The following is an 18,685-nucleotide window of genomic DNA, read 5'->3' on the forward strand; positions in this document are numbered from 1 at the left end:
CATGGCGTTTTAAAAATTTATTTTACCGGTATTTTATTCTTATAGATATCGTATATCAAACATTTTGATAAAATATCATACATCAATCGAGCATTAATTTTAAAATGAGTAATTTTGTAAAACTTTTTTTCAATGTACAAATCGCTCATTCGTCCGATTCTTTTCAAATTTGATCCTGAAGATGTTCATCACTTTACATTTTCAATGCTTAAGAATTTTGGATTTCTCACTAAATTATTTTTCCCAAAACCTATTGAAGACAAACGTCTGGAAAGAGAAGTTTTCGGATTGAAATTTAAAAATCCTGTCGGATTGGCAGCTGGTTTCGATAAAAATGCAGTGTTGTTCAACGAATTGGGAGACTTAGGTTTCGGGTTTGTAGAAATTGGAACGGTAACCCCAAGAGCACAGGCCGGAAATCCTAGAAAAAGATTGTTCCGTCTTATTGAAGATGGAGGAATTATCAACAGAATGGGATTCAACAATGATGGTCTCGAAGCGGCAATTGAAAAACTGAAGTCCAACAAAGGAAAAATAATCATCGGGGGGAACATCGGAAAAAATACAGATACAAGCCCGGAAAACTATACTCAGGATTATCTGGACTGTTTTGAAGGTCTTCATCCTCACGTAGATTACTTTGTACTCAACGTAAGCTGTCCGAATGTAGGAAGCCACGCCAAACTTGAAGATGTAGAATATCTGAGAGAGCTGATCACAGAAGTGAAGAAAATAAACCTGTCAAAATCTGTACAGAAACCCATCTTACTGAAAATTGCACCGGATCTTAACAATAATCAATTAGATGAAATCATTGAACTGATCGCGGAAACAAAGATTGATGGTATTGTAGTGTCCAATACCTCAGTGAACAGAGAAGGTCTGAAAACCTCCCCGGAAGTTCTAGAACAGATAGGAAACGGAGGATTAAGCGGAAAACCTATTCGTGAAAGAAGTACAAAAATGATTAAGTACCTTTCTGATAAAAGTAACAGAGCATTCCCAATCATTGGAGTAGGAGGAATACATTCGGCAAAAGACGCTATGGAAAAAATAGATGCAGGAGCCACATTGGTTCAGTTATACACCGGATTTATTTATGAAGGCCCGGAACTGATCAACGAAATCAATCAGGAAATTCTGAAAAGAGCCAGCAGATTACCAAGATAAAAATATAGAGAGAGTTATTGTGACTCTCTTTTTTATTTTGACTTTACCACGGATGCGTTTTTGATATCTACAGTAAGTGTGTGGGCAGGGCTGCTTTCTGACTTGCCTATTTTATATTGTATTGTCTGTCGGTCTTTAGATTTTGTTTTGGTAACATCATAAATATTTTCCAGGCAGCTTTCAATTAGAAATTCCTCATAATTTTTATAATTCCAGTCTTTTGTGAAATAAAGGACTCTGTAGCCTTTTTCTCCTTCACTTGCTCCACATCTTCCGCAGGCATTGAGGTTGGATGAATGCTCAAAATACAGTAATATCCGGTTTCTGCTTTCACCTGATGAATAGGAAATCAATTCATTTCCTCCATGCTGATTAATAAAATCAAAGGTATTGATCTTTTTATGATTGGGTAATATCAGATAATTGTTATAGCGGTAGATCATATCATTTCCGGTAAAAAGCTTTGCAGGCTGCTTTTTTTTATCCAGATAAAAATTTCCCTGAATTGTGGTTTCTTTGGTGTCATTTTGATTGAAAATGATTGATTCTTTGGGAGCTAACGATTGTGCTGTTTCATTTGCTTTTTCTACGGTTTGTGGCGATGTGATTTGCTCTTTCAATATTTTTGAATTCATTTTTTGCTTAGTGCCGAAGTTATATAAGGACAATTTCCCATAATCATAAACTCCCGTAACAGCAATTTTCTTCTGATACTTATCATAGTAATACCATCCGTCTACAAAATACTGATAGAGACTGCAGTCAGCGATTCCTGAAAACTGAAGCTGCATGGTAATGGGAACACCTGCAATTTCTCCTTTGAAAATTTGCGAAGAATCTGTTATTTTCTTTAATTCTACTTTCTGACCGAGAAAAAATGTGAGAAAAAAGAAAAAGAATACAGCAAAAATTTTTTTCATGGTTGGGGTATTGTGGATTTTAGTTTTTTAAATGAAAAAGTGAGCAATGGTGTAGATGATCAGTCCCACCAGGCCCCCTACCAGTGTTCCATTGACCCGGATAAACTGCAGATCTTTTCCCACTTCCAGTTCCAATTTTTCACTGAGTTCTTTTCCCTGCCAGTTTCCAACGGTCGTACTGATGAGGTTGCCGAATTGGTGGGTGTTTTTCAGAATGTATTTATAAGCCGTTACCCGAACCCAATGGTCAATTTTGTTCTGAAGATTTTCATCTGTCTTTAAGTTTTGTGCAAACTCATTCAGGTTTTTAGAAAGATAGTTTTTTAATGCAGAATGCTCTTCCTGAAGCTCTTTCATCAGTGTTTTTTTGATAGAAACCCAGATGTCATTGGAATACTCATCCAGTTTATCATTTTTCAGAAGTCCGTTTTTGATCGTTTTAAACTCTTCATCCCATTTTGGATCTTCTTTCAGATCAACGGAAAATTCATAAATTTTCTGTGTAATCAATTCTCTTACTTCATGCTGAGGATCTTCTTCTATTTCTTTAAAAAAATCAGAAAGTCCGTCGGTAATTTTATCCGCAATTTTATTATCTACAAAAGATGGAATGAATGAATAACTGCCTTTCTTTACACGTTCCTGAATCATTTCATCATTTTCAATGATATATTCTTTGATTTGTTTTGAAAGATTGGTGATGATTCTCTGATGATCGTTTTTTTCCAGAATATAACCTATTCCGTTTCCAACTACTTTATTAAGCTTAATATCATCGGTCATTTCAGACACCTTTTTGCTGATGAACTGGCTTACCGTGGAGTTATCCAGTTTATTGAGAATATCAAGAACAATATCTGAAAGGTTTTTAATCAAAATTTCCTGGCTTTTTTCCTTTGCCAGCCATTCTCCTACAAAATTGGAAACTTTAAGCTTTTGGATGTAAGGACGTATATTTTGAGGAGAGAGGAAGTTACCGACTACAAAACTTCCAAGATTGTCTCCCAGTCTCTGTTTACTGTTTTCAATCAGATTGGTGTGAGGAATAGGAAGCCCCAGAGGATGACGGAATAATGCAGTTACTGCAAACCAGTCCGCAAGTGCACCTACCATAGCAGCTTCAGCAAAGGCTCGCACATAACCGATCCAATGAGAGTTATTAGACTTCTGTAAAATAGTGGTAACAATGAAAATAACGGCCATCAGAACAAATAATCCGGTGGCAAATGCTTTATATTTTCTCAGTTGTTTTCTTTTTGCTTCGTCATTCATATTCTCAAATTTACTAAATTTGGTTATGAAACCGTTTAATCTTAATAAAAGCTTTTAAACCTCAAAACTTTTGGGATTAAAGAATGAAATTTACGATGAAATTTTTAGTTTCAATCACCTTATTATTTTTTCTGCAGGCTTGTACGCAGAAATACGAACCTATTAAAACCTCCTCTATGGAAAATACAGAAGCAAAAAACAATCCATACTATTCCAGAACTGATACTGCAAAACTTAATATTTCCAACGAAGAATGGAAAAAAATCCTTGCGCCGGATTTATATGCAATTGCCAGGGAAGCAGCAACAGAAAGAGCTTTTACAGGAAAATATAACGAATTTGATGAGATAGGAGAATATTATTGTGCCGTTTGTGGAAATCACCTGTTCCGTTCTACATCAAAATTTTCCAGCAGCTGCGGCTGGCCAAGTTTTTTTGAAGCGGATAAAGAAGGAGTCTATTATATAAGAGATCAGTCTTATGGAATGGATCGGGTAGAAGTGCTTTGTAAAAGATGCGATTCCCATCTGGGACACGTTTTCGATGACGGTCCAAAACCTACAGGATTAAGATACTGTATGAATTCCGTAAGCCTTGAGTTTGTAGCTGATTCTAAGAAGTAAACATGAAATGAAAGAACCGGAGTTGTTTGAGGAACGTAAACTTGTATGGCTGGCGCTTTCTGATTTATATCTGGATACAGAACTTCAGGAATGGCAATTTCAGTATATGACCGGAATTTTTCTTAAAAGTCCTTTTAGTTTTGAAAAGATTAAAAAGATAGATCAATATGAAATTTTTCCCGTTCTTTTTTCTAATCTGCTGAATCCGGCTGGCGAATGGGCTGGCTTTGAAGAAAAAAGATTAGTTAAAAATATTATGAACTGGATGGAATCCCGAAGTGAGCTGGATATTCTTGCTATCAAATGTATTTATCCAATATATGAACAGGTAAATAGAGATTATTGGAAAAGACTTGAAGAAATCTATAATCAGATAGGTTTCTGACTTTCCAATGGAAGGAAACCTTGAGTGTTTATGAGCCTTGATGTATTTCGAATTCTCAAAAATGAGTGCTTTAATTCAAAGAATCAGGACGTTAAAGTTTCTTAAATAGCGTTAAACTTTTTAGAGTTATAACCCCTTGGTAATTATGTTTTTATAATTTTGCCCCACTAATTTGGATTTATATAGTATTGAATGAAAGGATTTTATAGCGTATTAGGCCTTGTTTACATGGTGACGACTTCATTCTACATTTCCCCAAGAGTAGCGGCGAAAAGTGAGAATGTAAAAACAACGAAAACTGAAAAAGTAGCTGAAACGAAATCTGAGAAGAGCACAACAGCTGTATCTTCATCAGAAGCACTGTACCAATCAATTGCATTTGACCCTGAACACGAATTGAATTATGAAGTGTTCTCTAAAGCATTGACTGGCTATGAAAATTTAAAAAAAGCAGGATTGCTTACCCAAGATTCGCATTTATTAACCATCTGCGATTTTTCTATGTCTTCTAATACAAAAAGACTTTGGATCATTGATCTGGAAGACAAAAAAGTTCTGTTCAACTCTTTAGTAGCACACGGAAAAAATACAGGCGAAGAATTTGCGACGAATTTTTCTAACAAGGAAAGTTCGCTGCAGAGCAGTCTGGGATTTTATATCACGGATGCAACATATCAGGGTGATAACGGATACTCTCTTAAGTTATTGGGAATGGATAAGGGCTTTAATGATGCTGCATACAGAAGAGCAATTGTAATGCATGGTGCGGATTATGTAAGTGATACATTTGCTACGATGCACAAAAGAATCGGAAGAAGCTGGGGATGCCCTGCCGTCCCAAGAGAGCTGACGCAGTCTATAATCAATACGATTAAAGGAAAAAATTGTCTGTTCATCTATTATCCTGATCAGAATTATCTTTCTTCCTCAGAATGGTTGAAAGCATAAAAATAGAATCGGCTGTCTCGCTTTTGAGACAGCCGATCCTATTTTAAGGCTGCGTACAATTACTCCCTACAAGCGGAGTGTATGTTGTCTGGGATTGTGTGGTATGAAATTTAAAATAACATCCATTATAATAAACCCCCTCCATATATCCCTGCAGATAATTATTGGCATGAGATATATCTAGATCTACCACTTTTGTTTCGTACAGCAGAGTAATCGTATTATTAAGAATTGTATGGCCAATAAAAGCCCGTTCAGCATTTAAAGCAGTAAGGATCGAATTTACCTGTGTTTGTGTAAGTGCCTGCTGAGCCATACCACGGTACCAGTATAAGCCATAAGTACTGCTGGTTGCTGTTTTGCAGTCTGGCGATGTACACATTTTGTTGATAACAGGATTTACATAGGTATTGAGTGTGGTGACAGACTGATTGAGTGCTATCACTTCCGGACTTATTCCAGCATGCAGAAATAGAGTGTTCCCGGCACGTTCAATCATATTTTTGCTGCGAAGCCATTTGCCCAGCTCACTGTTTGCATCATATAAAGTGGTTAGTGTTTCTCCTAGCACAAGAGTGTTGGCAGAGTATTTAGGATTTACATACTTGAAATTACCAATTAAATTCATAATATCATGGTTGCCAAGTATAAAATGTACTTTTCCTCCTGCTGCCATGGCTTCCTGCTCCAGCTTGTAAATCAGCCAGAGACACTGTGAAACATACTGTCCACGGTCGAAAACGTCTCCCATAATAAAAAGGTGGCCACCGCCATAGCTCCACTTATAGTTATCATTAATGATACCGGCTTTTCTAAGCATCAATATAAAGCCCATTATCCCCCCTTCAATATCAGAGGTGGCAAAATATTTAGCTGGCAGAGTAGGGTATTCGGCTTGTTCACGGTTGACTAACTGCGGCTGCAGGCTTACAGGGAAAGAATTTCCGTCAGGTAGCTGTATATTTAGGGCAACCTGGTTACGCATAGGAAATGTCTGGGTGATAAATCCCTGTGTAGGATCAATACTTTTTACGATATAACTGTTGTTCCGGAAAAATACATAGGGTCCGTCTGGATCCTGTTGCACGCTTTCACTGATCTTACAATCAAACGAAACATCACTACTGCTGGCATTTTGGTTATGTACTTCTATGGCAATGACATTGTCGCCGGTGTTAAAATAAGACGATGGGATGTTATAATTAAAGAAGTTATTTTCCTGCGCTGTAGGTAGAAATTCACTGGTGCCGGTGGTGTAAGTGATGGTTCCCGACTGTGGTAGCAGCATTGTTCGCAAAACTTCTGTTCCATTGATATATACAACAGCTCCATCATCATGAATCATTGATAAGATCACCGATTGTGGAAGCGCATTAACATCTGGAATAGTAATGTGTTTTCTGAAATAATAGGTAATATGTCCTGATTGCAGTTCAGTAGCCTCATCTCCATCACCAAAACCAAACTGTCCGGAACCGGTGGCCCAGCTGGCGTCATTAAAAGTTGTTGTACGCCAGGCTATGCCTTGGTCTGATCCATTATCAAGATATTTCCAGCTGGAATTCGGCATTAATAACTGATTGTTAGTTGTTTGCTTTATTAGGCTTCCGGAAGTTGTATCGTCCGTAGTTTCCGGGGCTGCGGGATTTAAAATACCGTTCTGACAACTAATTATCAGAAATAATAGTATAATAAAGTTACCTTGGATTATTTTTTTCATATTGGGTGTGGATTTGATTGATTGAATATTTATGAAGTCTAAGTATTTTTTTATTACTGATTGGGCTTATGTTTTTTGTTTGATATCCATTTTTCAAAATGAAATGGAGACTTTTATGATGAATAAAAATAATGTAATTTAATGTTAAAATGCTGTTTAAGTAAAAAATAAACAATATTTTACATTTACAAATGTGTATATGTTATTAAATATTGGTTTTAATTAATTTTTTCAATATTAATTGACTGAGTTAAGATACCAATCTAAAGATGATAGGGTGATTTTTGTGCATAATAATACAAGAGAAAAGCAAAGTTTGCAAAATCTGGCTGATTAGTAAAAATAAAAACCCCTGTACTGTGCAGTACAGAGGTTCAAATTTATATCATTTAAATGCTATCTAAATTTCTTGAAAATTAAAGTCGCATTATGCCCTCCAAAGCCAAAAGCATTACTTAAAGCATAGGTAATATCTTTTTCTTTCGCTTCTCCAAAGACAATATTGATATCTTGTGGAATATTCTGGTCAATACTGTGAAGATTGATCGTTGGCGGAATAATTCCGTTTTGAATCGCTTTAATAGAAATTATGGCTTCCACAGCTCCCGCAGCTCCCAACAGGTGGCCTGTCATGGATTTTGTTGCGCTGATATCAAGATTTTTACTTCCTTTAAATAATTTATTAATTCCATTGAGTTCCACGAGATCTCCAAGCGGAGTAGAAGTGGCATGAGGATTAATATAATCAATATCATCTGCATTGATTTCTGCTTCGTTAAGAGCCAATTGCATTGCTTTGATTGCTCCGACACCATCAGGATGTGGCGCCGTCATGTGATAAGCATCCGCTGTCATGGCTGCTCCTACCAGTTCTGCATAGATTTTTGCCCCTCTTGCCTTAGCATGTTCATATTCTTCAAGAATCAATGTTCCCGAACCTTCACCCATCACGAAACCGTCTCTCTCTGCATCATAAGGACGGCTGGCGGTCGCAAAATCATCATTTCTTGTAGACATGGCTTTCATAATGGAAAATCCTCCGATTGAAGCCGGAGAAATAGCCGCTTCAGAACCACCGCTTACAATCACTTTTGCTTTTCCAAGACGGATATAGTTGAAGGCATCCATCAATGCTGTATTTCCGGTTGCACATGCTGAAACAGTAGTATAATTGATTCCCTGAAGACCATATTTCATAGAAATCATTCCCGATGCCATATTGGCAATGAATTTCGGGACAAAGAAAGGGTTGAATCTTGGTGTTCCGTCACCAGCTGCGAAGTTCATGACCTCGCTTTCGAAAGTCCACATTCCGCCTTGTCCGGTTCCCCAGATGACACCCACATCAAATGGATCCATATTTTCAAGCTCAAGACCGGAATCTTTTAGAGCTTCCGCGGTGGAATACATGGCATATTGTGAAAATAAATCACTTCTTTTGATTTCGTTGTGTGCTAAATGTACCTTTGGATCAAAATTTTTAACCTCACAAGCAAAATGTACTTTAAACTTTTCTGTGTCAAAATGGGTGATTGTATTTGCTCCACTCACTCCATTGATGCTGTTTTGCCAAAATTCTTCGACATTATTTCCCAAAGGCGTCACCGCGCCAAGACCTGTAATGACAACTCTTTTCATACTTAGTTATTGATTTTGAATAAATTCGAGGTTCCTCTTGCGATTAAGCGTGTTTTGTCTGCATTCCATATTTCGCATTGTGCATTTACGAATTGCTTACCTCTTTTAATGATTTTAGTTTCAGCTACAATATTATCATTTTCTTTTGCAGTTGAAAAATAATCTATGACATTATTTATGGTAGTAATGAAAGAATTTTCATTTAAAGAAAACATGGTGGCGCCAATGATATCATCTACAATCGCTGCGGTAACTCCGCCGTGAAGATTTCCTATAGGATTCAGCCACTCTGCTCTTACTGTATATTGAAATTCCAGCTGGCCTTCTTCCACAGAAAGAACAATAGGATTGAGCCATTTCATAAAAGGAGATGGTGACTGGTCAAATTCCTTGCCGACGAACTGTTGTAATTGTGCTAATCTATCCATACTTTCAATTTTTATTTCTCTAAAATCATGGTTACTCCCTGTCCGCGGGCTGCACAGATGGATATGAATCCTTTTCCATTGCCTTTTTCATCAAGTAATTTTGCCAAGGTAGCGATAATTCTTCCTCCTGTTGCTGCAAAAGGATGTGCGGCTGCAAGGCTTCCTCCCTTTACATTCAGCTTACTTCTGTCAATCTTGCCAAGCGCCTTTTCCAATCCGAATTTTTTAGCAAGCTCTTCATTTTCCCAGATTTTTATGGTGGCTAAAACCTGTGCCGCAAATGCTTCATGGATTTCATAATAATCAAAGTCTGAGAGATTCATACCTGCTTTCTTCAGCATCCTCTCTGCTGCGAAAACCGGGGCAAGAAGAAGATCCTGTTTATTTTCTACATATTCTATTCCTGCCAGTTCAGAAAAGCTTATATAAGCCAAAATTGGAAGGTTGTTAGCTTTTGCCCATTCTTCACTCGCCAGCAAAACGGCAGAAGCTCCGTCTGTAAAAGGGGTGGAATTTCCAGCGGTTAAAGTTCCGTTCTGTTTATCAAAAGCGGGTCTTAGCTGTGATAGTTTTTCAATGCTGCTGTCACGTCGCAGATTATTATCTTTATCTAAACCAAAAGCCGGAGTGATCATATCATCAAAAAAACCTTCATCATACGCTTTGGCCATGTTCTGATGGCTTTTTAAAGCGAGTTCGTCCTGTTCTTCTCTTGATATTTTATAATATTTGGCAGTGATTTCTGTATGTTCTCCCATGACAAGCCCGGTTTGAGGTTCCTGACCTTTGTAAGGAATGGGCATCCAGTCTTTCAGTTTCGGATTTAGCAGTTGTTTTAATTTTCCAAATGCTGATTTTTCTTTATTGGCCTTTAACAGGGCTTTTCTTAATCTTGGAGAAGATTCAAACGGAATGTTGCTCATGGCTTCCACTCCGCATGCAATTCCGCATTCTATCTGGCCTAACGCAATTTTATTTCCTATATAAATAGCTGCTTCAATACCCGTGTCGCATGCCTGTTGAAGATCACATGCAGGAGTTGCGGGGTCAAGAGTCGTATTCATCACGGTTTCTCTGATGAGGTTGCTTTCTGAAATATGTTTTATCACTGCACCGCCGGCAACTTCTCCGAGCCGTTTTCCTTTAAGGTGATAACGATCTATCAATCCGTTTAGTGAAGCGAGCAGCAGATTCTGATTGCCCTGCTCCGAATAAGCGGTATTCATTCTGGCGAAAGGAATTCTGTTGTATCCTACAATAGCCACTTTTTTTGTTTCCATATGGTATAATTTATGATGGAAGAATATTGAGTTCATGATCAATCATGTGAGTGATTTTATCTAATGCATGGTTTAGAAAGCTTTGATCACCCATGGTTTTTGAGAGCAGAATCCCACCTTCAATAAGCATGATGAATAGGGATGCATATTGCTCAGCATTTACTCTTTTATCAATTTCACCTTTCTTTTGCCCTTCCAGAATAGCAGTCGATATTTTTGACATCCATAGTTCAAAAGACTTTTTAACCTGGTTTTTTAAAGCAGGGAAAGAGTCATCCGCTTCCGTTGCTGCATTCATGATGGGGCAGCCTCCGTTTGAGAAGACAAACTTCCAGTTTTTCCGGTAAAAATCTACAAAAGCATGAAGTTTATCCAGGGCTTTAGGATATTCATCGCTAAAAGAGCGGCTGAGTGTCTTGCCCAGCAATCCGGCATTGTATTTATAGACTTCAATGGCTACTTCATCTTTGTTTTCAAAATTTCCATAAATACTTCCTTTCGTTAATCCGGTTGCTTGTGTAATGTCGGACAGCGATGTGGAAATATACCCTTTCGTATTAAAAAGAGTTGCTGTTTTCTCTATGATATGCTGTTTTGTTTTTTCGGCCTTCGACATTATAAATGTTTAATGATATGCAAATATACAAAAATATACCACTCGGTATATTTTATTTAAAAATTTACCGACTACAGATGTTAGGAGGTTTAAGTTTTGGCTAAAGCCAATGGAATTATTTTAAAAAAGAAAACGGGCTAAAGCCCGTTTCTATTGATATTGATATGCATTCTTTGATTCTTAGTTTTCTAAGGTTGCACTCAAAGTAATCTCAAAATTGAATGCAGCGCTTACCGGGCACCCTTCTTCAGCAATCTTAGCAAACTTCTGGAATTCTTCTTCTGAGATTCCCGGAACTTTAGCAGTTAAAGTCAGTTCAGATTTTGTAATCTTACCAATATTTGGATCAAGAGTAATTACAGAAGTTGTTTTTAATTCTTCAGGATTGTAGCCTGCCTGTGATAATTCCGCATCAAGTTTCATAGTGAAACATCCAGCGTGGGCTGCTGCTAGTAATTCCTCAGGGTTCGTCCCTACACCATCCGCAAATCGGCTGTTGAAAGAATATTGAGTCTGATTTAAAGTTGTACTTTGAGTAGTTAAGTGCCCTTTCCCTTCTTTGATGGTACCGTTCCAAACGGCTGTTGCGTTACGTCTCATAATGTTTGTTTTTGTATTTAATGTTGTTTGATTTTGATATTACAAAGGTATGTCGGTTATAGAGTGTATTCAATAGATAAAAAGACTTAAATATTGTACTTTTTTCCCGACGAGTAATTTTTTTTAAAATTGGAAGGAGTGCTTCCTGTTTTATTGGTGAACAGCCGGTTAAAATAAGCCGGATCTTCATATCCCAGATTGTAGGCAATTTCTTTCACGGGTTTATCTGTGTAGAAAAGTAATCTTTTTGCTTCTAATAAAATTCTGTTGATGATAAACTGATTAGGAGAATCGAGATTTAAATTTTTAAACTTATGAGTCAAAGTTTTCGGAGCCATATGAAGTAATTCGGCGTAATCTGTTACATTATGTTTTTCTCTGAAATGAATTTCCAGATGTCTGCTGAAATCTCTGAAGATATCAAGTTCGGTGCCGGGTATTTTTAGTGTTTCATTATCTATATTCTGTTTTTTCCATTTTCGGGTAGCCCTGATGATGATTTGTTTTACATAGGTCCTGATCATTTCCTCAGCAGACGAATCCTTCCATTCAAGTTCATCCTGAATATTCTGAAACAGACCTTTTATAAGAGTCGTTTCCGATGTGTCAAGCTCTACGAAAGGAATTTCAAATACATTATGAAAGAGAAGTCCATCACAGGCTACTTCTTTATCATGAATCTGGATACAGTAGAAATCACGGTTGTAGAAAAGAAGGATCGATTCATCTTTTCCTTTTTCTATGTTTAAATGTTGGTTGGTCAAAAAAAACAGTGAAGGTTTTTTTGTTTTGTAATGATTAAAGTCTACTGAAAGTTCGTATCCTGAAGGAATGAAAAATACTTTAATATCAGTTCTGAAACGATTCCCATTGAAGTTTTCGAGATTTTCTGCTGAAAATACTTCGAGTCCGAGTCTTTTATAGTGATCTTCAAAAATAAGCTGTTGCGGCATACTTTAACTTTAGTTTAAAGATACAAAAAAGCATGATTTGAACTGGATTAAATTATTGAAACCCAAATTTCTGGTGTCAGACATATAGAATTAGAATAAAATAAATCGGAAATATGTTTTTACATTGATATTATTTTATCATTTTTACAAAGATTTGTACTGCGACCTAAATTATTAAACTTTTTTTAAACTGCCTGCATGAGCGAATTAGAAAATATTCTGAGAGAAATAACTCCACTATCTCCTGAGGACAGTTTTCTCGTGTTTGACAGGATTAAAGCGTCATTCGACTTTCCGTATCATTATCATCCGGAAATTGAAATCAACTTTATCTACAAAGGAAAAGGATACCGCAGAATGGTTGGAGATCACACCGGAGAAATAGGAAATATAGAACTGGTTCTGGTAGGGCCTAATTTACCGCATTGCTGGGCCAATTACAGATGCAAAAACAGGAAAACCCACGAAATCACGATACAGTTTAATCAGGATTTCTTTCAACAGTCACTGATGGAGAAAAATATTCTGAAACCCATCAACAATCTGATGAAAGATTCTATCAGAGGAATTCTTTTTTCTTCAGAAACTGCTGAGAAACTAAAAGATTCGTTTCTCAATCTTTCAAAGATGAGCAGCTTTGAATCATTCATAGAAATTATGAAAATTCTGAATGAACTGGCTGTTGCAGAAAACAAGACACTTTTGTCTTCCTATAGTATTGAGCTTGAAACCTTTGCTGATAATGATAAAATGAAGGTAGTTCATGATTTTGTACATAAGAATTTTGAAAATAAAATAACGCTGGACAAAGTAGCCTCCTTGGTGAATATGAGCAATGTAACCTTCAACAGATTTATTAAAAAAAGAACCGGAAAGACTTTCATTAATTATCTGAATGAAATAAGAATCAGCTATGCTGCACGCTGGCTGATGGAAAAGAACCTTACCGTTTTTGAGATCGCTTTTGAAGCAGGGTTTAACAATATTGCGAACTTCAATAAGGTATTTAAGTCAATTAAAAAAACAACTCCCACTGAATTTAAAGAACAATTCAAAGGAGTGAAAAAAATCGAATAATATTCATTTTTTCTGCATTATCAGTTCAAAATAAGACACAAAACCGGGTAGTTATATTCGGTTTTATTTTTATTATAAACGACGATAAATCCTCTTTTTTTAATAGAAATTAATAAGGTGTATTTTGTTGATATATAAAGGTTTAATAGCTTTTAAATAAAATTGCTGAAAAAATAATATCGTTTTATGATAAAATAGTATTATATCAGACTGGCTACAAAATTTAGATTTGTGAATGTGAATTAAATCTTAACAAAACTTTAAATAATTTAATACATAAACGACAAAGTTTTGCTGAAAAAACAATAATTGTTTTTGTATTGAAAAATAAAGCAATGTCATTGATTCTCAATTAAATCTAACGAATCTAAACCTTATGAGAAAAGCAGTTATACCTGTTCTGTTCGTTTTTTCACTTTCTGCGAATGCACAGGAGAAAAAATCGGCCGACACTACGAAGACAAACAGTATTGAGGAGGTCGTAGTCACCTCTTTGGGGATAAAAAGGCAGGCCCGCTCTTTGACGTATTCCAGTCAGCAGATTGGTGGGGATGAGCTTACAGAAGTGAAAACTCCCAATCTATTAAATTCGATCAATGGAAAAGTATCCAACGTACAGATCAACAGAACCAATGGTGTAGGTAGCTCCGTAAGGGTGATTATGAGAGGTAACAAGTCTGTGAACAATACACAGCCATTGTATGTAATTGATGGTATTCCTATTATCAACGGAACAGGGAAATCTGCAGATATAGGACAATATTCCAATATGCCGGATCCGGGAGATGTACTGAGCTCCATCAACCCTGATGATATCGAAAGCATCAACTTCCTGAAAGGCGCGTCTGCTTCTGCATTGTACGGTTCTGCCGGAGGTAACGGAGCTATTTTGATTACCACCAGAAAAGGACGTGCAGGGAAAAGTTCAATTACTTACAGTTCCAGTCTTACCGTAGACAGAGCCTATAGCCTTCCAAAACTGCAGCACAGCTATTTGTCTTACGATCCGTCTGTAGCAGGATCACAACCTGGCCAGGCTGTAGACAGCTGGGGTGCAAAAGGGTCTTCTAAGGATTATCTGAAAGACTTTCTGCAAAACGGAACGACATGGGTAAACAGCCTTTCTTTCCAGTCCGGAAATGAAAGATCAACCAGCTATTTCTCTATTGGGAATACCACCAATAAAGGAGTGATTCCAATGTCGTATTTTGATCAGTATAATGTGTCTTTTAGAAATTCAAGTAAATTTTTGGATGATAAACTGACATTGGACGCGAACTTCATTGGATCATTACAGGAAAGTAAAAACAGACAGACTCCGGGAGCTTCTTTTTCTCCTTTAACGAGTTTATATTGGCTACCGAGAGGGGTAGATTTTGACCAATATGGAGAGAATAATTATTCTTATTTAGATAAAACAAGATTTTTGCCGGCTCAAAACTGGTGGGAAGTAAATCCAGACGGAAGCTTCAAAGGAAATCCGGTGACACAGAATCCTTACTGGATTTTAAACAGAAATCCTGTTACAGTCAGCAACAAAAATACATACGGAGCTCTTTCATTATCTTATCAAATTAATCCTTGGTTAACGGCAAGAGTAAGAGGAAATTATAGCTGGAATATTTCAGACAGCCAGCGTGATATTGCCGCTTTCTCAGCACCAAGTTTATTGGCAAACGGGACTAATGGTAGAATGCTTAAAAATACCTACGAAAACACGTCTACTTATGGTGATGTTTTGTTAATCGGTAGTCCTAAAATTAGTGAGACCATCTCATTAGATTTTACCGTTGGAGGAAGTATCAATACGACAAGAAATAAAATAGGACAGATTGATAACGCTTATCTGGCGAATCCTAACCTTTTCACGATGAACAACCTTCAGTGGAATATCAACAGATCACCGGGAGACGGATATCATAATACCTATACCAATATGAAAAAGCAGGTACAGTCTGTATTTGCAAGTGCTTCAGTAGGGTATAAGAACATGTTTTATGTAGATATGACGTTCAGAAATGACTGGGATTCTACTTTAGCATTAACAGGAAGAACTGGATTCGACTATGAATCTGTTGGGGCTAATGCTATTTTATCATCTATCTTCAAGCTTCCGGAAGTGATTAATTTCTGGAAAATAAGAGGTTCATATGCTACTGTAGGGTTAGGATTACCTACCAATATTTCCAATGCAATGCTTGAATACAATAAAGGTTATACCTATGGAGTAGATGCAGGAACTATTGTATATCCTAAGAGTTCTTTTGCTACAGGGGCAGGTTTTGAAGCCCTGCTTCCAAGACCGGAATTGAATAAAACATTTGAAGCAGGTACAGAGTTGAGGTTGTTAAATAACAGATTAAACTTTGATATTACTTATTATAACTCGAATACAAGTAACCAATTATTAGAAACAACCGTGTTTTCAAACTTAGGAGGTTTAGCGCCGGGATCTTATTACCTGAATGCAGGGAAAATCCGAAATACAGGTTTTGAATCTTCACTTTCTTACAAGATTTTTGGAGGAGAAAAATTCGGATGGACGGCTACTTTGAACGCTTCTGCCAACAAAAATAGAATTGTTGAGCTATTCCCGCCAAGCTTGAGTATTCCACAAGATCAGCTTTTCTCATTAACCGGAGGTGGAGATTATACAAGACTTAAACTGGGAGGTTCTTTTGGAGATCTTTACGGAATTAAATTCAAAAGAGATGATCAGGGACGTATTTTAGTGAATGAAAAAGGAGTTCCTTTAGCTGAAAATACCCCTTCTTATTTAGGAAATCCGAATCCTAAATTTATTCTTGGATTTAATAACGTATTCAATATCGGTAAATTGGGAATCTCTTTCCTTATTGACGGTAAATTCGGAGGAAAAGTTCTTTCTCTTACAGAAAAAGCAAATGACCTGTATGGGGTAAGCCAGGCTACTGCTGATGCAAGAGATGCTGGTGGTGTAGCCATTCCAAATGCAGTATATGCACCGGGAACTCCAAATGCAGGACAGGCTTATACAGGTTTAACGAACGCAAAAGATTACTATAAAGGAGTAGGAACTACTGAAGGATACGGAAAAGGAGTAGACGAAGCTTATCTGTACAGTGCTACCACTGTACGTTTACGTCAGGCATCCGTTTCTTATACCTTTGATGTGGATTCAAAATATCTGAAAAATGCAACGGTAAGTTTAGTAGGAACCAATCTGTTTTTCTTCTACAAAAAAGCACCGTTTGATCCTGAGCAGGTATCAGGAAATACACCTGGTGGGGTTGGGGTAGATTCATTCGGACTGCCAGTTACCAGATCTATCGGATTATCATTAAAAGCTAACTTCTAACTTTTACAATTACGAAAATGAAAATCAATACTATAAAAACATTGGTATTCGGAGCTGCAGTGCTGTTTTCCGCATCAGGATGTACCAATGACTTTGATCAATATAATCAGGAAAAGCTGGGAGGCCCTGAAAACTTTTACGCAGATTTTATTGCGGTTGTAAACCCTATGAAATCTATTCAGAGAGGGCTGCAGTCAGATTATCAGCTATATCCTAACCTGAGTGCAGATATGTACAGTGGAATGTTCAGTACAGCAACACCATTCAATGGAGGAGTCAATAATCTTACGTACTCTATGATGGACGGATGGAACAACAGAATTATTGCCAGACAACAGGACATCTTCAACTATTCTATCATTATTGATAACGCTGCTAAAAACAACTATCAAGGCATAGATTTTACAGGTACATTTGCCGTGAAAAAAATCCTTAAAGTGATTACGGCAGCAAGAGTGTCAGACAACCATGGTCCTGTAGTATATAGTAAATATGAAACCCCAAATCCTAACGGAGTTACAGATTTCGATTCTCAGCAGGATGCCTACAACTATTTTATTGCCGATCTTTCTGCGGCTATTACAGATTTGCAGAAAGTCATTGCAATGCCGGCAACAAAGAATGTGGAGGACAGATCTTCCCTGAAAAATGCTGATTTAGTATACGGTGGAAATATGGCTCAATGGGCAAAATTTGCCAATTCATTAAAACTGAGGTTAGCCATGAGAATGAGCTATGCAGATCCTGCAAAATCAAAACAATATGCAGAAGAGGCTTTGGCTTCATCAGCAGGTTTGATTACTGACAACGCTGACAATGCTTTGATCAGTGTAGGACAGTCAGAATTGAGCTTCATCATTTATTCATGGGGAGACTGTTTGATCGGTGCACCTTTGATGGCTTATATGAACGGTTATAATGATCCAAGACTTCCGGCATATGCTATTCCTGCATCTGACCCAGGTCTTCAAGGAAAATATATAGGAATACGCCAGGGAATTGATTTATTAAATGGTAAATCAACATACGGAGGATTCTCACAGCCACAGGCAAAATCTGCCAACGGAGATTATTTCTCAGGAACTGATGGTAAAATGAAATTATTCACGGCTGCAGAAACATGGTTCCTGAAAGCTGAAGCTGCTTTGAGAGGATATGCCGGAGCAGGTGATATTCAGACCAACTATACAACCGGGGTTCAGCAGTCTTTCGGAGAATGGGGGAAAAGTGCCAATGTTGCCACTTATCTTGCTGATACAACTTCTACAGAAGCACCTTATCTTGATCCGAAAAATGCGGACAATAACATCCTTGCCGGAAACCCTCAGTTAAGTACCATCACTATCGCATGGAATAATGGGGATACCAATGAAAGAAAATTAGAAAGAATTATTACCCAAAAATGGCTTTCCCTTTATCCAAACGGACCGGAAGCGTGGGCTGAGCAGAGAAGAACTGGCTATCCGATTCTTTTTAAAGTAAGAAAAAATGACAGTGGTGGAGCAATCAGTACAGAAGCTATGATCAGAAGAATTCCTTTCACTATTGATACCAAAACTTCATTATACAATTACCAGCAGGCATCTCAAATGTTAAACGGTCCTGATACCGGAGGTACAAAGCTTTGGTGGGATAAGAAATAAAAAATATTCAGAATCACTCATTAATAAAGAGACATCTCAACATCAGATTTTATCTGACACATTCATTGAGGCGGG

16 protein-coding genes are annotated in these 18,685 nt (G+C 37.2%); 7 read left to right on the forward strand and 9 right to left on the reverse strand.

The features are described 5' to 3' along the window. Positions 1 to 132 precede the first annotated feature (132 nt). Positions 133 to 1,170 (forward strand): quinone-dependent dihydroorotate dehydrogenase, encoded by a 1,038-nt coding sequence (locus FW781_RS11585; protein WP_149387581.1) that lies wholly within the window; start codon positions 133 to 135, stop codon positions 1,168 to 1,170. A gap of 32 nt (positions 1,171 to 1,202) precedes the next feature. Here FW781_RS11585 and FW781_RS11590 read toward each other — a convergent pair whose 3' ends face one another. Both FW781_RS11590 and FW781_RS11595 read right to left on the reverse strand, forming a co-directional pair. Continuing rightward, positions 1,203 to 2,090: a hypothetical protein gene (locus FW781_RS11590; RefSeq protein ID WP_149387582.1), complete on the reverse strand. Its 888-nt coding sequence runs from the start codon at positions 2,088 to 2,090 to the stop codon at positions 1,203 to 1,205. Positions 2,091 to 2,117: 27 nt separating this feature from the next. Next, complete coding sequence (locus FW781_RS11595) at positions 2,118 to 3,362, reverse strand: DUF445 domain-containing protein (RefSeq protein ID WP_149387583.1); 1,245 nt, start codon at positions 3,360 to 3,362, stop codon at positions 2,118 to 2,120. Positions 3,363 to 3,457: 95 nt separating this feature from the next. Here FW781_RS11595 and msrB point away from each other — a divergent pair, with 95 nt between their 5' ends. From msrB to FW781_RS11610, 3 genes are all read left to right on the forward strand, one after another. Then, positions 3,458 to 3,985: a peptide-methionine (R)-S-oxide reductase MsrB gene (msrB, locus tag FW781_RS11600; protein WP_149387584.1), complete on the forward strand. Its 528-nt coding sequence runs from the start codon at positions 3,458 to 3,460 to the stop codon at positions 3,983 to 3,985. A 7-nt stretch (positions 3,986 to 3,992) separates the two neighbouring features. Continuing rightward, positions 3,993 to 4,370 carry a DUF7079 family protein gene (locus FW781_RS11605; RefSeq protein WP_149387585.1) on the forward strand — a complete coding sequence of 126 codons (378 nt, stop codon included), beginning with the start codon at positions 3,993 to 3,995 and terminating at the stop codon, positions 4,368 to 4,370. Positions 4,371 to 4,562: 192 nt separating this feature from the next. After that, positions 4,563 to 5,318 carry a murein L,D-transpeptidase catalytic domain family protein gene (locus FW781_RS11610; RefSeq protein WP_047380252.1) on the forward strand — a complete coding sequence of 252 codons (756 nt, stop codon included), beginning with the start codon at positions 4,563 to 4,565 and terminating at the stop codon, positions 5,316 to 5,318. A gap of 43 nt (positions 5,319 to 5,361) precedes the next feature. Here the strand turns inward: FW781_RS11610 and FW781_RS11615 are convergent, their stop codons facing one another. The 7 genes from FW781_RS11615 to FW781_RS11645 all read right to left on the reverse strand — a co-directional run bounded on the left by FW781_RS11615 (position 5,362) and on the right by FW781_RS11645 (position 12,553). Further along, positions 5,362 to 7,038, reverse strand: a complete 1,677-nt coding sequence (locus FW781_RS11615; protein ID WP_149387586.1) for a metallophosphoesterase — start codon at positions 7,036 to 7,038, stop codon at positions 5,362 to 5,364. 396 nt (positions 7,039 to 7,434) lie between these two features. Further along, entirely contained in the window at positions 7,435 to 8,676 is a 1,242-nt protein-coding gene (gene fabF / locus FW781_RS11620) for a beta-ketoacyl-ACP synthase II (protein ID WP_149387587.1), read from the reverse strand. A gap of 2 nt (positions 8,677 to 8,678) precedes the next feature. Further along, on the reverse strand, positions 8,679 to 9,104 hold the full coding sequence (locus FW781_RS11625) for a PaaI family thioesterase (RefSeq protein ID WP_149387588.1): 426 nt from the start codon (positions 9,102 to 9,104) through the stop codon (positions 8,679 to 8,681). Between the two features lie 11 nt (positions 9,105 to 9,115). Continuing rightward, positions 9,116 to 10,384, reverse strand: a complete 1,269-nt coding sequence (locus tag FW781_RS11630) for an acetyl-CoA C-acetyltransferase (RefSeq protein ID WP_149387589.1) — start codon at positions 10,382 to 10,384, stop codon at positions 9,116 to 9,118. Between the two features lie 10 nt (positions 10,385 to 10,394). Continuing rightward, entirely contained in the window at positions 10,395 to 11,000 is a 606-nt protein-coding gene (locus tag FW781_RS11635) for a TetR/AcrR family transcriptional regulator (RefSeq protein ID WP_149387590.1), read from the reverse strand. Positions 11,001 to 11,180: 180 nt separating this feature from the next. After that, positions 11,181 to 11,600, reverse strand: coding sequence for an OsmC family protein (locus FW781_RS11640; RefSeq protein ID WP_047376298.1), 420 nt, complete (start codon positions 11,598 to 11,600; stop codon positions 11,181 to 11,183). An 86-nt stretch (positions 11,601 to 11,686) separates the two neighbouring features. Next, a complete protein-coding gene (locus tag FW781_RS11645) occupies positions 11,687 to 12,553 on the reverse strand; it encodes a helix-turn-helix domain-containing protein (protein ID WP_149387591.1) in 867 nt (288 codons plus the stop codon). Positions 12,554 to 12,751: 198 nt separating this feature from the next. On the opposite strand from FW781_RS11645, the gene FW781_RS11650 reads away from it, so the two are divergent. From FW781_RS11650 to FW781_RS11660, 3 genes are all read left to right on the forward strand, one after another. Further along, positions 12,752 to 13,630 (forward strand): AraC family transcriptional regulator, encoded by an 879-nt coding sequence (locus FW781_RS11650; protein ID WP_149387592.1) that lies wholly within the window; start codon positions 12,752 to 12,754, stop codon positions 13,628 to 13,630. Positions 13,631 to 14,006: 376 nt separating this feature from the next. Next, positions 14,007 to 16,967 (forward strand): SusC/RagA family TonB-linked outer membrane protein, encoded by a 2,961-nt coding sequence (locus FW781_RS11655; protein ID WP_149387593.1) that lies wholly within the window; start codon positions 14,007 to 14,009, stop codon positions 16,965 to 16,967. Positions 16,968 to 16,984: 17 nt separating this feature from the next. After that, positions 16,985 to 18,610 (forward strand): SusD/RagB family nutrient-binding outer membrane lipoprotein, encoded by a 1,626-nt coding sequence (locus FW781_RS11660; RefSeq protein ID WP_149387594.1) that lies wholly within the window; start codon positions 16,985 to 16,987, stop codon positions 18,608 to 18,610. Positions 18,611 to 18,685 lie beyond the last annotated feature (75 nt).

The sequence above is a fragment of the Chryseobacterium panacisoli genome (genome assembly GCF_008274625.1).
Lineage (GTDB): Bacteria > Bacteroidota > Bacteroidia > Flavobacteriales > Weeksellaceae > Chryseobacterium > Chryseobacterium panacisoli.

Bases quoted from the DNA above. Each gene is read 5' to 3' on its own strand.
- FW781_RS11585 (WP_149387581.1), top strand. From the start codon at position 133: ATGTACAAATCGCTCATTCGTCCGATTCTTTTCAAATTTGATCCTGAA.
- FW781_RS11590 (WP_149387582.1), bottom strand. From the start codon at position 2,090: ATGAAAAAAATTTTTGCTGTATTCTTTTTCTTTTTTCTCACATTTTTT.
- FW781_RS11595 (WP_149387583.1), bottom strand. From the start codon at position 3,362: ATGAATGACGAAGCAAAAAGAAAACAACTGAGAAAATATAAAGCATTT.
- msrB (WP_149387584.1), top strand. From the start codon at position 3,458: ATGAAATTTTTAGTTTCAATCACCTTATTATTTTTTCTGCAGGCTTGT.
- FW781_RS11605 (WP_149387585.1), top strand. From the start codon at position 3,993: ATGAAAGAACCGGAGTTGTTTGAGGAACGTAAACTTGTATGGCTGGCG.
- FW781_RS11610 (WP_047380252.1), top strand. From the start codon at position 4,563: ATGAAAGGATTTTATAGCGTATTAGGCCTTGTTTACATGGTGACGACT.
- FW781_RS11615 (WP_149387586.1), bottom strand. From the start codon at position 7,038: ATGAAAAAAATAATCCAAGGTAACTTTATTATACTATTATTTCTGATA.
- fabF (WP_149387587.1), bottom strand. From the start codon at position 8,676: ATGAAAAGAGTTGTCATTACAGGTCTTGGCGCGGTGACGCCTTTGGGA.
- FW781_RS11625 (WP_149387588.1), bottom strand. From the start codon at position 9,104: ATGGATAGATTAGCACAATTACAACAGTTCGTCGGCAAGGAATTTGAC.
- FW781_RS11630 (WP_149387589.1), bottom strand. From the start codon at position 10,384: ATGGAAACAAAAAAAGTGGCTATTGTAGGATACAACAGAATTCCTTTC.
- FW781_RS11635 (WP_149387590.1), bottom strand. From the start codon at position 11,000: ATGTCGAAGGCCGAAAAAACAAAACAGCATATCATAGAGAAAACAGCA.
- FW781_RS11640 (WP_047376298.1), bottom strand. From the start codon at position 11,600: ATGAGACGTAACGCAACAGCCGTTTGGAACGGTACCATCAAAGAAGGG.
- FW781_RS11645 (WP_149387591.1), bottom strand. From the start codon at position 12,553: ATGCCGCAACAGCTTATTTTTGAAGATCACTATAAAAGACTCGGACTC.
- FW781_RS11650 (WP_149387592.1), top strand. From the start codon at position 12,752: ATGAGCGAATTAGAAAATATTCTGAGAGAAATAACTCCACTATCTCCT.
- FW781_RS11655 (WP_149387593.1), top strand. From the start codon at position 14,007: ATGAGAAAAGCAGTTATACCTGTTCTGTTCGTTTTTTCACTTTCTGCG.
- FW781_RS11660 (WP_149387594.1), top strand. From the start codon at position 16,985: ATGAAAATCAATACTATAAAAACATTGGTATTCGGAGCTGCAGTGCTG.